Below are 12,626 nucleotides of genomic sequence, written 5' to 3' on the forward strand. Positions count from 1 at the left end.
CCCCGCGCCCGCGCCCGCCACGCAGGGCGGCAGCGCCACCGCCGCCCCTCCCGGGCCTCCGCCGGCGGGCAGCATCCTCATTGGCGAGGTGGGCAGCCTCACCGGCTCCGAGGCCACCTTCGGCATCTCCGCGCGCAACGGCATCGACCTGGCGCTGCAGGAGGCCAACGCCGCGGGCGGCGTGCGCGGCCAGAAGCTGGTGGTGCGCGTCTACGACAGCCAGGGCCGGCCGGAGGAAGGCGCCCAGGCCGCCACGCGGCTCATCGCGCAGGACAAGGTGGTGGCGCTGCTGGGTGAGGCCGCGTCGTCCGTGTCCATGGCCATGGCGGACAAGGCGCAGGCGGGCAAGGTCCCGATGATCACCCCCACCTCCACCAGCCCGGAGGTGACGAAGAAGGGCGACTACATCTTCCGCGTCTGCTTCATCGACCCGTTCCAGGGCCTGGTGATGGCGAAGTTCGCGCGGGAGAACCTCAAGCTGTCCAAGGTGGCGGTGCTCACGGACAACAAGAGCGCCTTCTCCGTGGGGCTGGCGGAGGTCTTCAACCAGAAGTTCAAGGAGTTTGGCGGCACCATCAGCGGCAACGAGAGCTACTCCAAGGGCGACACGGACTTCCGCGCGCAGCTCACGTCCATCAAGAACATGAAGCCGGAGGCGGTGTTCGTCCCGGGCTACTACACGGACGTGGGCATCATCGCGCGGCAGGCGCGCGAGGTGGGCCTGCGCGTGCCGCTGTTGGGCGGTGACGGGTGGGACTCCGACAAGCTGTACGAACTGGGCGGCTCCGCGCTGGAGGGCAGCTACTTCTCCAACCACTACTCGCCGGACAACCCGGACCCCGTCGTCCAGAACTTCCTCAAGAAGTACAAGGCCGCCTACGGGGCGGTGCCGGACAGCGTGGCGGTGCTGGCGTACGACGCCGCGCGCCTGCTGGTGGATGCGATGAAGCGCGCGCCGGACACCAGCGGGCCCGCCATCCGCGACGCCATCGCGTCCACGAAGGACTTCCCGGGCGTCGCCGGCACCATCAACCTGGACGCCAACCGCGACGCGGTGAAGCAGGCCGTGGTGATGAAGGTGGAGGGCGGCAAGGCGGTGTTCGTCACCACCGTGAAGCCCTGAGCGCCGGAGTGCTCCGGCCGCCCGTCCCCTCGCGTCAGGGGATGGGCGACTGGATGATGTAGTAGATGGACTGGAAGTAGGTGTTGAGCGCGCGCAAGAGCTGGATGAGGAACGGCCAGCTGAGCACGGTGAAGCCGAAGAACGCCGCCGTGATGACGCCGTACTCCGACATGGCCTGGCCGCGTGTCAGGCGGCGGGAAGAGGTCCGGGGCGTCATGGCGTGGCCTCCGAGCCGCCGCTGCTCCGCTTGCCGGCGGCCTTCTCCTGGCAGGACTTGAGGCACTTCTCCTTCACCTTCGCCGTCGCCTGGATGCACTGGGGAGCGCCGTTCTTCGCGTACTGCTTGCAGGTCTTCTCCGCGAGCACCTTGTCCGCCGAGCACCGGCGCTCGCAGCGGGCCAGCGGGCTCTCGGCGCTCGCGGGCATCGCCCACAGCAGGCTCGCCGCACCCAATCCCAGCACCGTCATCGTGAAACGCTTCATCATCCGTCCCCTTCCGCGCCGGCTCATGGTGCGGCCTGCCCCGCCTTCATCAGCGTCAGGTAGAACTCCACCTGCGGCTGCGCCGTGGGCTGCCGCAGCATCGCCTGTCCGCGCAGGCCTGTGTGCGTCACATCCAATGTGGACTCCTGGAAGCCCGACACGGTGGACTCCGACACGGTCCACCCGCGCGCGCGCAGGGCTTCGCGGAACTGCTGCTCCACCTCCGGCAGCGCCGCGGCCGGCACCAGGCCGGACACCGAGACCTGCGTGGAGCCCTCCATCCGCAGCGACAGCGAGGTCGCGTCCTTGAGACTGGGCGGCACCGGAACCCACGACGGCACCTGCGAGTCGCGCTCCAGGTAGCTCGCCACGCGCGCCGTGGACACGAACACCTCCGTGGTGTCTCCCTGGCGCATCGTGGACATCAACCGGACCTCTTCCGTGGACGGGCTCCAGTAGCCCACGTAGCCCGCGTTCTGGTTGAAGCGCAGGCCCACCACCGGCAGGCCCTTGTCCAACAGGAACTTGCGGTAGTGCTGGAGCACCTGGTCCGACGAGTCCTTCGTTTCGAAGAAGGCCACGGCGATGGGCGCGTCCGGCCCCAGGTAGTCCGCGGCCAGTGCCTCCGGCCGTCCCCCGTTGGGGTAGGGCGGGAAATACGACAGCGTGCGCGCGAGGATGGCTTCGTCCTGGCGCGAGCGCCGCAGGGTGCGCGCCTCCTGCTCCACCGCGTCCGCCGCGGCCTCCGCGCGCTCCAGCTCCGTGCTCCCGCCGTAGCGCACCTCTTCCAGCCCCATACCGATGAGGCCACCCGCCACCGCGACCGTCACCAGCACCGAGCCGATGCGGAACGCGGGCCGAGAGGACACTCCCTTCAGCACGACTCCGCGTCCTTGCAGCCCATGTACCAGTTGCCGCGCTCGCCGTGCTGGTAGGTGTTCTGGTTCTTGTCGTCATCCCAGTCGCGCCACTCCTGGTTGAAGTAGCGCCGCCCCTGCCCCTCCTGCTCCACGTCGTTGGCGGGCGTCTGCATGCCGGCCAGGTGCGGGTGGATGGACAGGTACGGCCGCGTGGGCTTGTCCTCGAACATCATGAGGTACGTGTCGTCCAGCAGCTCTTCGGTGAGGCCGCTGCGGAAGTCCTGGAAGGACGACTGCATGGTGTTGAAGTCGCTGACGCCGGTGTAGACGGTCTCCACGCGGTCGTACATCTCACCGCTGGAGTCGCTGGGGCTGATGTCCGCGTCCTCGGTGAGCGCCCAGCTGTCGGTGACGATGCCCAGCCGCTGCTCCTTGAGGAAGTAGGCGTTGCTGTCGCTGCCGCCCTGGGCGTTCCCGTGGATCTGCCCCTCGCCGCCGTGGTGCCTCCAGTTCTGCTTGGACAGGTCGGGCGTCCCGGATTTGGTGAACTGGGGCAGGAACTGCTTGGGCAGCAGGTAGTTCTCCACCACGGCCTTCGCGGAGCAGCGGATGTAGCCCCCCTTGGTGTACCGCCCGTGGTAGGTGCTCGCGACGTCGCCGTTCAGCGCTCCGACGCCCCGCAGCGGCTCCTCGCAGGTGACCTGCCAGGCGTTGTCGTTCAGCCAGCAGACGTGCGCGACGACGGCTTTGTGGTGCCCCGTTTCCTCGCAATCCGCGTTGGAGTCCGTGCGGTTGGCGCCAGACTCGTGGTCGCAGAAGGTGAGCCGGGCGTTGTGCTGCACCTGGGTGGAGCCGCCCTGGGGGCCCGCGCCACCACCGCCCTCCTTCTTCAGGTCCTCGTTGTAGTTCTGGATGGTGAAGTCCCAGACCGTGGAGAGGGCGGTCTCCTGGGCGTCCAGCGAATAGCGCAGGAGGTCGTCCAGGAAGAGCGCGTACATGAAGATGGGGATGAGGGCGATCATCGAGAGCGCCATCTCCACCGTGGCGGCGCCCCGGGCCGCGCGGCCGTGACGGTTCGTGCGGTTCATAGGGTCAGGTCCTCGGCTTCCGCGAGACTCGCCGCGTCGGAATTGCCGGCCGCGTTGAGCACCCGCCGCGCCTCTTCCGCGGTGAACGGGTGGAGCTTCACGCGCCAGTAGGGGTTGAAGAGGCCCGGGGCCTCGCGCCAGCCGTTCGGTCCGAACCGGTGGTAGTAGACGAGCGCCTTGGACAGGGCCGCGCCCTCGCCCGGCGCGAGCCGCAGCTGGCCGTCGCCCTGGTCGCCGTGCGTGAGGGTGAAGGAGCCGGTGTCGTTGAGCTCCCAGGGCGCCTTGGTCGAGTCGCCAACGAAGAACTGCTTGGTGACGTAGCTGTAGACGGCCGGCTGGCCCCAGTTGTCGTCGGGGTCATCGTTGGCGCGGAACTTCATGAAGCAGTTAGCCGTTTCCGAGCAGCCGACGAGGTCGTCGGTGTTGATGCCGTTGAACTCGGTGTGCGCGTCGCTGTGGGCGCCGTCCGGCTCGTGGTCGTTGCCGTTCTCGTCGCTGGCGATGAGGCTTTCGTAGCCGCCGGTGCCGAAGCCGTGGCGCCACTGCTGGATGAGGCGACCGTGCTCGTCGGCCACGACGACCTTGCCCTCGTTGCCGCCCACCTGGCCCGGACCGTGGATGTTGCTCTTGGTCTGGGTGGTCTTCGCGGTGCCCTTGTGGCCAACGCCGATGTGCGTGCCTTCGGAGGGGATGTCCTTGAGCAGCTCCGTCAGGAAGTCGCTGTTGAGGTAGCTGGGCACGCCGTCCATGAGGATCGGCAGGCTGCGGTTGGCCGCCCAGGAGGGCCGCGACGCGTTGGAGACCTCCGTCATCACCCGGGCGCGGGACTCCTTGCGGGTGCTGGCGGCGGAGTCGCAGTCATAGCCATCCACCGCGCAGTCGAACTCGCCCGCGTTGAGGCGGCCCACGCCGCTCTCCAGCGCGCTGGCGCCCGGCACGTTCTCATCCGTCAACCGCTGGAGGTCCGCGCCCGTGCCATTGGACACCACGCCCTTGACCTGGCGGTGCACGCCCGACTGGGACTTGTGGATCTGGTTGGCCATCCCGTCCAACCCCTTCACCACGCTGTTGAACTTGCTCTCCTGGTCCTTGACCTTCCCGTCGTACTTGTCGGCGGCGTCGCTGTAGTCCATGGCGACCATCAGCGCCTCGAAGCCGTCGACGCAGTGCTGGAAGTTGTAGGGAGGGCACTGGGCGAACTCCAGACCCGCGATGATGAAGAAGCTCATCCGGCCGGCGCGCATCATGTCGCCGGTGGCGCTGGCCGCGGCCATGTACGCGTGCACGGACGTCATGCCCACGTAGGCGGACGCGATGGCACGGTTGCTCACCGAGTAGTAGTTGAGCGCGCGCGCCTCCACGATGCCCATGGAGTAGGCGAGCGCGTCGCTGTGCTGCTGGAGGCTCGTCTTCTCACGCAGCGCGTGGCTGAGGTTGAAGCTCAGCGTCACCATCAGCGCCAGCAGCAGGAACGAAAGGCACGCCAGCACCAGGGACTGTCCCCGCGCGTGCCGCCGGACCCGGGACGGCCTCGAGGCTAGAACGGGAAGATGCATTGGTTGTCCTCGGGGAGGGCCTTCTGGGTGAGGTAGAAGTTGGAGTGCATCCGCATGTTGTAGGTGGCGCGGATGGGCAGGATGTAGATCTTGTTGCCGGCGGCGGAGTCGTACGCGGACATCCTGCCATTGACGAACTCGCGCCGGCTCGACGTCTTGCCCAGGCGCAGCACCCAGGGGATCTCCAGCCCGCGAGCGATGTTGTAGATGACGACGTCCGCGAACGGGATGGGCAGGCGGTAATTGAACGTCACCTGGACGCGCAGCTTCGTGCGAAGGCTGTCGTCCCAGCTGCCCCCGCCCACCGCGGCCTTCGGGTTGTCGAAGTCCATCTCCTTGCCGGACTGGGTGACGCCGCTGCTCACGTCCCCCTTGAGAGGGCCACAGATGGTGACCTCGGCGAACTTGAGGTCGGCGTCCGGCATCTGGTTGTCCTTGAAGCCGGACTCCCACTTGTCGCGGAAGGAGGATGCGTCGTTGACGGGCTTGATGACCTCCGCGCCCCCGCTGTTGGCCGCCTGGCTGGCCATGGGCAGCAGCACCGCCACGGCGGCGCGCTCCATGGCGCCCACGTCCGCGTTGTGCAGCGAGCCCGCGCGCACGGCCTTGTAGGCCGCGTACTTCGTCAGGAGCCGCGCCTGGTGCATCAGCCCCAGCTGCAGGATGCCCAGCAGCATGAAGACGAACAGGGGAAGCACGATGGCCGTCTCGACCGCGACCTGGCCTGATTCGTCGTTGCGCCGCATCATTCGCCCCTGGAACAGAATCCCCGAAAGGTGGGAGCCTTCCCGACCCTCGCCTGCACCATATCCCCGGGAGGTAGCCCGGAGGGAATCGGCCAACTGGCCGGGAGGACAAGCCGCCCGGAGGCCTTGCGGACATTATCGGGCACGGGGATTCCTGGATGCTTGACGCTGTGCGCCCTCCATGGTTGGCACGAGGCTCCGGGGTTGGCACGGAACTCCGAAGACGTGGCCCAGGAGGCATGGATGAACTGGCACAAGGCGAAGCGGTGGGGGGTGGCGCTGGCGGTGGCGTTGCTGGCGGCCTGCAGCGACGACGGCAAGGACGGCACCCCGGACGGCGGCGGCGGCGGCGGCGGCGGGGCGGATCGCCCCGGGTTGGGCAGGTCGACGGCGGCGCCCGAGGGCGCGCCCTTCGCGCTGCCAGCGGGGTTGGAGCTGGAGACCCCCACCCGGGGCTATTCGCCGGAGGATCCGCTGGAGTGCGACGACAAGTACCGGAATGAGTCCTACGGCCACGGCGATCTGGTGAAGCTGTGCCTCATCTTCAACAACCGCACCGGCGGTCCCATCACGGTGACGCTCCCGCCGGGCCTCATCTTCGTGTCGCGGAACCTGAAGACGCAGAACGGCCTGCTCACGCAGCGCATCACCATCGAGGTACCGGCGGGGGAGCGCTTCTTCGCGCCCGTCCTCATGTACTGCGCCAACGGCCCCCGTCAGCCCAGCTCGACCGATGACGAGTACGACCTGGGGCCCGTCACGCAGTACGCGGACTTCCAGGAGCTCTTCACCCTGCTGGAGGGCAAGGAGATCTCCCGCCAGGAGGCCGGCGACATCCAGGTGGCGGTGAACCACCTGCAAGACGGCAAGGGGCTGAACGCGACGGACCGCGCGGCCATCAGCAAGATGTAGCCCGCGCGGGGGTGCCCGGCGCGCCTCACCGCCGCCGGGCAATCTCCTGGATGAGCGCCACGTAGCGGCGCTGCTGGGGGTTCAACTTGAAGGCCTTGCGCAGGGCGTCCTCCGCGAGCGCCCACTGGCCCTCGCCCCGGGCCACGTCCCCCAGGAAGGCCCAGCCCTCCTCCAGGCCGGGCTCCTGGCGCGTCAGTTCCTGGAGCTCCTGGAGCACCAGCCGCCCGTGCGCCTCCGGCTTCATGAGGTAGCGCGCCCAGGCGCGGTGGACCTGGTGCAGCGGCCGGGGGTCGATGTCGCAGGCGTATTCGAAGTACTCGAAGGCGCCCGCGAAGTTGCGGGCCTCCAGGCGCCGCTTGCCCTCGTCGAACTGGGTGGTGGCGTCCAAGAGGTCCGTGCGGATGCGGAACTGCTCCGCGGTGGAGGGCCGGCCGGTGTTCTGGCGCGCCTTCTCCCGCTGGGCCTGCCGGCGCTTCTTCCACAGGGTGTTCTGCTCCGGCTCCGACAGCGCGCCGTAGGCCCGCGCGTACGCGGCGAGCATCCCTTCCGCCTTCTCCTTCAGCTCCGCGGTCTGGAAGCGCAGCGGGGAGAAGCGCTCCGCGGCGGCGAGGAACGCCTTCTTCAGCGCCACGGGCTGCACGTCCTCCGGCACGTCCAGGAGCGCGAACGGATCCAGGCTGCGGTGGTTGAGGAACGCGCCGACCAGCGCGTTGCGCGCGGCCTCGTCTTCATCCGCGAAGGGCGTGCCGGCAGGAGCCTGGGACGGCACGGGCACCGGCGTGGGGACGGGCTCCGGCGCGTGTTCCGGAATGGGAACGGCGGGGGCCTTCTGGGCCAGCGCCTGGGCGCGCGCGTCCACGTCCTCCACGAAGCCCGCCACGCCCAGCAGGCACAGCGCGTAGAGCCTTCGCAGCACGACGTCCATGTCGAAGCCGGTGCGCTCCAACAGTTCGTTGAAGGTGGGCCGCTGGCGCAGGGCCTGGAACAGGCGCGCGTCCTTGGAGGACAGCTTGGGGGCGGACTCCACACCGGGCATCTGTCCGAAGCGGCGGTCGTCCGTGAAGGTGAAGTGCGTGGCGACGGTGTCGAAGGGCAGCTGCGTGGAGACGCCGGTGAGGATGAGCTGCGCGGTGTTGGCGCGCACGGTGGCGTCCGGGTTCTCCACGTCCGCGATGAGGCGGTACTTCGCATCCGTCCAGCGGAAGCAGTCCAGCAGCTTGTGCGCCAGGTTCGCCTGGAGCTGCTTGTAGAGGTCAAAGGGGCTGATGAGCCCCTTCTGCACGAGCAGCGCGCCCAGCTGCAGGCCCGAGGACACGCTCTCCCCCAGGGCCTTCTGGTAGTCGCCTTCCGTCAGGCGGCCCTTCTCCACCAGGTACTTGCCCAGCGTCTCGTGCAGGAGGTTGGAGTTGCACGCCACCGGCGCGCCGTCCTCGAAGGTGATGCGCTTCTCGCGCTGGCGCACCTTGAGTTCCAGCGTGCAGGTGCGCTCCTCCACCATCAGCGCGTGCAGCAGCAGCGGGAAGGGCGTGTCCGCCAGCAGGCCCTCGCGCTGGCGCAGCACCTGGGACGGCGGGGGGAACATGCGCGGAAAGACTACTACTCCGCGTCGTCGCCGCCCATGTCGTCCGCGGCGTAGGGCTCGTCGTAATAGGCGCCGTAGGGGCCGGCGGCGTCGTGCGTGGGCAGGTAGCGGGTCAGGTACGCCCCCAAGCCCATGAACAGCAGGGCCACGGCGGCGTACGTCAGCGGGCGGGACGGGCGGGCCCGGTACGCCCACCAGCGGTCGCGGCGCTTCTGGAAGCGCGGGGCGACGGAGTACTCGCGCCAGGCGGCGTCGCGGGCGTCCTTCGCCTCGATGTCCAGCCCCTGCTTGTCCAGCACGCGCGACAGGAGCACGCGACCCTCCACGGAGCCCTGACGCACCTGGAGGAAGCGCTCCAGGGCTTCGCGCGCGCCCTTGAAGTCGCCGCGCTGGAGGCGGAAGCGGCCGCGCTCCAGGTCGATGGCGCCCTGCCGGTAGTCGGCGTCCAGGCGCTCGGCCTCGGTGAGCAGCAGCTCCCCCCTGGGCGCGTCGCCCGCGCCCAGGTAGGCCACGCCCAGCAGGTAGAGGGTGTCCACGTCGTCGTCGCCCGCGTCCAGGTTGGGGCGCAAGAGGTCCACCGCCTCCTGGTAGCGCTTCTGGCCCACGCGGAGGTCCGCCAGCTCCGCGCGGGCGCGGCGGTCGTGGGTGTTGGTGAGGATGGTGCCCGCGAGCTCGCCCGCGCGCTGCCAGCGCTTGAAGGCGCGCACGGGGCTGGGGAACAGCTGGAGCGTGAAGCGGTCCGCCGCGAACATCAGCACGGCCAGCAGCACCAACGACAGCAGCGGGCTGCCCGTCAGCATCGTGAGGCCCATCCACATGAACCACTTGGTCAGCACGGTTGAATCGTCCTTCCTGGAAACGCCTAAAGCAGCCGCGCGCAGATGGCGCTGTGCACGTCCGCCCCCCGCTCCGTCAGCGCCAGCCTGCGGCCGTGACGGGTGGCGAAGCCATGGGCCACCAGCCGCTCCACCTCCGCGCGCCGGGGCTCCACGGGCTGGCCGTATCGCTCACAGACGGCCTCCCAGTCCACCCCCGACACCAGGCGCAGGCCCATGCTCAGCCGCTCGGCGAAGAGCTCCTCGGGGCCCAGGTCCTCGCGGCTTGCCTCGGGCACCCTCCCCTCCTCCACCGCGCGCAGGTACGCCTCCGGGCTCCGGAGGTTCACGTAGCGGTGGGCTTCCGGGGACAGCAGCATGCCGGTGGCGCCCACGCCCAGCGCCAGGTACTCGCCGCCGGTCCAGTACAGCGCGTTGTGGCGCGAGCTGAAGCCGGGGCGCGCGTGGTTGGAGACTTCATAGCGGGCGAGGCCGTGGGCGCCGTACACGTCGCGCACCACGCGGGCCATGGCCACCACGTCGTCATCCTCCGGCAGGGAGAGCTCGCCGCGCTCCAGCTGCTTGGACAGCGGCGTGGACTCCGCCAGCACCTCGCGCTCCACCGTCAGCGCGTAGGTGGACAGGTGCTCGGGTTGCAGGGCCACCGCGCGGCGCGCGTCCGCCTCCACCTGCGCGAGCGTCTGGCCGTGCACGCCGTAGATGAAGTCCAGCGCCACCACGGGGAAGTCCGCCTGGCGCGCCGCCGCCACCGCGCCCTCCACCATGGCCGCGTCGTGCGCGCGGCCCAGCGCCTTCAGCGTCTCCGGCTGGAAGGACTGCACGCCCAGGGACAGGCGGTTGATGCCCGCGGCGCGGTAGCCGGCGAAGCGCTCCGCGTCCGCGCGCTCCGGGTTGCCCTCCAGGGAGATTTCCAGCCCGGCGGCGAGCGACAGGCGCGCGGCGATGCCCTCCAGCACGCGCGCCACGTAGCGGGGGTGCCACAGGGACGGCGTACCTCCGCCGAGGAAGAGGGACTCCAGGGGCTTCGTGCGCAGCGACGGATCCGCGGCGAGGCGCGCGTCCAGCTCCGCCAGCACCGCGTTCGCGTACCGCTCCTCCGGCACCTGGCGCGCGACCGCCACCGCGAAGTCGCAGTAGGGGCACTTGGCCAGGCAGTACGGGAAGTGCAGGTAGAGCCCGAAGCGGGCCGCCTGCATCCCCGTCAGCGGATCCGTGGGCGCGGCGAAGGACATGGAGGTCCAACCTCTACTTCAGGGCCTTCAATTGCGCTTCCAGACGCGCCACCTTCGCCTTGGTGCTGGCAGCCGATTCGAGCGCTGCCTCGGCCGCCATCAGCTTGCGCTTCATGGAGGCGATGTCCGCCTTGAGCTGGTCACGTTCCGACATCCAGTCCGCGGGCGCGTCTGCTCCCGAAGCGGGCGCCGCCGCGAGCTTCGCCTCGAGCGCCTGACGGGCCGCCTGCTCGGACTTGAGCGAGGTATCCAGCTGGGCGAGCCGGGCCTCCAGCGCGGCCTGCTCCGCCTGCCGTGCGTCACCGGCCTGGCCATGCGACCGGGCCTCGCCGAGCTTCGCCTCCAGCGCGGCCCGCTCCGCCTGCTCCGCCTCGATCGCGGCGCGGGCCTCCTCGAGCTGTGCCTCCAGCAGCGCCTTCGCGCCCTGCTCCGACTGGAGCGCGGCCTTCACCGCGTCCAGGTCCTTCACACGGGCCGCCTGGGCCTCGGCGATGCGCCGCTTGGCCTCGGAGGCCTCCAGCGCGCCCTCCACCATCTTCACGCGCTGCTGGAGCCGGTCCACCTTGTCCGCTTCCGCGCGGGCCGCCTCCAGCTGCTCGTTCAGGGCGACCAGCTCCTCGCGCTGACCGTCCTGTCCGGAGCTCAGCGCCTCGACGCGGGCCTCGGCCTCGGCGGCGTTCACCCGCGCGTCCGCGGCCTCGGCCTCCAGCGCCTCGCGGCGGGCGCGCTCCAGCGACAGCTCCTCCTGGGCCTTGGCGACCAGGGCCTGCTGGCGCTGCAGCTCCGCCTCGCGCTGGCCGCCGGCCGTCTCCAGCATGGACACGCGCGCGGAGTAGCCCACGCGCTCCGCCTGCGTGGTGGCGAGCTTCCGCTCCACGGCGGCCAGCTGCTGCTGGTGCTCTTCACGCTCGGCCTGCACGGCCGCGGCCTGGGCGGTGAGCTCCGCCAGCTGGGCCTCCAGCGCCGTCGCCTTCGCCTCGGCCGCGTGCACCCGGGCCTCGGCCTCATGCACCGCCTCGCCGAGCGCCGCCGCGTCCGACTCCATCCGGTCGCGCAGCGAGACCTGTTCGACCTCCGTAGCCTCCAGCACCTCGCGCAGCGAGGCCAGCTCCGACTCGGCCATGCGCGCGCGGACTTCCGCCGCCTCGACCTCGGCACGCACGGCTTCGCGCGCCTGGGCCACCTCCGCCTCCAGCTCGCGCACGCGCGCCTGGACCCGGGCGGCCTCCGCGGCGCGGCCCTCCAATGCGCTTCGGAGCGAGGGCAGCTCCGCGGCCTCCGCCGTGCGCGCGGTGAGCGCGGCGCGCAGGCCCACCGCGTCCGCGTCCTTCAGCGCGAGCGAGCGCTCCAGCTCCGTCACCTGCGTCTGGAGCGTCTTGAGCCCGTCCTCCACCACCGCCAGCTGCCGGCGCGCGGCGTCCCGTTCGCCCTCCAGCACCTTCGCGTGGGCGTGCGCCTCCTCCAGGGAGCTGCGCGACCAGTCGCTCTCGCTCTCCAGGGCGCCCATCGCGCCCTGCGCCTCCGCGAGCCCCGTCTCCAGCTGGCTGATGCGCAGGGCCTGCTCGTCGCGCTCGGCGGTCAGCCGCTCCACGTCCGCGAGCACCGACTGGTACTGCTCCTGGACCGCCTCCAGCGCGCCCTGCGCCTCGGACTTGCCGGAGGCCAGCTCCGCCACGCGGTCCTGCGCGAGCCCCAGCGCCTCCTTCGCGCCGACCAGCTCCTCCGCCATCGCGCCGCGCGACTCGCGCTCCGCCTGGAGCTCCTCCGTCAGCCGGGGGATCTCCGACTCCACCTCCGCCAGCGCGCGTGAGAGGTCCTTGCGGTCCGCCTCCGACGCGGCGAGCTCCGCCTCCAGCGAGGCGATCCGCACCTGGGCCAGCTTCAGCCGCTGCTCGTCCTGCGACGACAGCGCCGGAGCACCGCCGCCTTCCTTGCGCGCCTTCTCCAGCGCGGCCTTGAGCTGCGCCACCTCGCCGTCGCGCTCGGCGTACAGCGCGCGCGCCCGGGCCAGCGTCTCCGTCTTCTGCTTCAGGATGCCCCGGAAGAACTCCAGCTTGTCCTCCGGCGAGCCGCCCATGGGCAGCCGGGGCTCCGCGGGCTCCGCGAAGGGGTCTCCCTTGCCGGGACTGCGCGCCGCGGCCGCCGGGGACGGGGGGGTGGTCGTGGGCAACCCGCCTCCGCCAATGGGCGCGGGGGTCGCCGGTACCC

12 protein-coding genes are annotated in these 12,626 nt (G+C 70.6%); 2 read left to right on the forward strand and 10 right to left on the reverse strand.

The features are described from left to right. Positions 1-1,123 (forward strand): ABC transporter substrate-binding protein (locus D7W81_RS33810; protein WP_147445715.1); only part of this gene is annotated, 1,123 nt, incomplete at its 5' end. A gap of 34 nt (positions 1,124-1,157) precedes the next feature. Here the strand turns inward: D7W81_RS33810 and D7W81_RS33815 are convergent. Genes D7W81_RS33815 through D7W81_RS33840 form a run of 6 tightly spaced genes read right to left on the reverse strand, consistent with a single transcriptional unit; the run spans position 1,158 to position 5,856 of the window. Next, the gene (locus D7W81_RS33815) at positions 1,158-1,340 is read right to left on the reverse strand and encodes a hypothetical protein (RefSeq protein ID WP_120559526.1); all 183 of its coding nucleotides are present in this window, start codon (positions 1,338-1,340) and stop codon (positions 1,158-1,160) included. Then, complete coding sequence (locus D7W81_RS33820; RefSeq protein ID WP_120559527.1) at positions 1,337-1,609, reverse strand: hypothetical protein; 273 nt, start codon at positions 1,607-1,609, stop codon at positions 1,337-1,339. The genes D7W81_RS33815 and D7W81_RS33820 overlap by 4 nt, the downstream gene beginning before the upstream one ends. Before the next feature lie 20 nt (positions 1,610-1,629). After that, a complete protein-coding gene (locus D7W81_RS33825) occupies positions 1,630-2,487 on the reverse strand; it encodes a hypothetical protein (RefSeq protein ID WP_120559528.1) in 858 nt (285 codons plus the stop codon). Further along, the gene (locus tag D7W81_RS42110; protein ID WP_147445716.1) at positions 2,481-3,554 is read right to left on the reverse strand and encodes a hypothetical protein; all 1,074 of its coding nucleotides are present in this window, start codon (positions 3,552-3,554) and stop codon (positions 2,481-2,483) included. The genes D7W81_RS33825 and D7W81_RS42110 overlap by 7 nt, the downstream gene beginning before the upstream one ends. Then, positions 3,551-5,044, reverse strand: coding sequence for a hypothetical protein (locus D7W81_RS33835; RefSeq protein WP_306440930.1), 1,494 nt, complete (start codon positions 5,042-5,044; stop codon positions 3,551-3,553). Before D7W81_RS33835 ends, D7W81_RS42110 begins: the two co-directional genes overlap by 4 nt. A gap of 47 nt (positions 5,045-5,091) precedes the next feature. Next, positions 5,092-5,856, reverse strand: coding sequence for a TadE/TadG family type IV pilus assembly protein (locus tag D7W81_RS33840; RefSeq protein WP_120559534.1), 765 nt, complete (start codon positions 5,854-5,856; stop codon positions 5,092-5,094). 243 nt (positions 5,857-6,099) lie between these two features. Here D7W81_RS33840 and D7W81_RS33845 point away from each other — a divergent pair, with 243 nt between their 5' ends. After that, positions 6,100-6,768 (forward strand): hypothetical protein, encoded by a 669-nt coding sequence (locus tag D7W81_RS33845; RefSeq protein WP_120559531.1) that lies wholly within the window; start codon positions 6,100-6,102, stop codon positions 6,766-6,768. Between the two features lie 25 nt (positions 6,769-6,793). Here the strand turns inward: D7W81_RS33845 and D7W81_RS33850 are convergent, their stop codons facing one another. From D7W81_RS33850 to D7W81_RS33865, 4 genes are all read right to left on the reverse strand, one after another. Further along, the gene (locus D7W81_RS33850) at positions 6,794-8,350 is read right to left on the reverse strand and encodes a DUF4388 domain-containing protein (protein ID WP_120559532.1); all 1,557 of its coding nucleotides are present in this window, start codon (positions 8,348-8,350) and stop codon (positions 6,794-6,796) included. A 14-nt stretch (positions 8,351-8,364) separates the two neighbouring features. Continuing rightward, positions 8,365-9,183, reverse strand: a complete 819-nt coding sequence (locus D7W81_RS33855; protein WP_120559535.1) for a tetratricopeptide repeat protein — start codon at positions 9,181-9,183, stop codon at positions 8,365-8,367. 29 nt (positions 9,184-9,212) lie between these two features. Next, positions 9,213-10,418: a radical SAM family heme chaperone HemW gene (hemW, locus tag D7W81_RS33860; RefSeq protein ID WP_120559533.1), complete on the reverse strand. Its 1,206-nt coding sequence runs from the start codon at positions 10,416-10,418 to the stop codon at positions 9,213-9,215. A gap of 13 nt (positions 10,419-10,431) precedes the next feature. Beyond that, positions 10,432-12,626, reverse strand: a 2,195-nt coding sequence (locus D7W81_RS33865; RefSeq protein WP_120559536.1) for a coiled-coil domain-containing protein, incomplete at its 5' end; no start/stop codon positions are given.

Source organism: Corallococcus aberystwythensis (genome assembly GCF_003612165.1).
In the GTDB taxonomy this organism is placed as follows: Bacteria; Myxococcota; Myxococcia; order Myxococcales; family Myxococcaceae; genus Corallococcus; species Corallococcus aberystwythensis.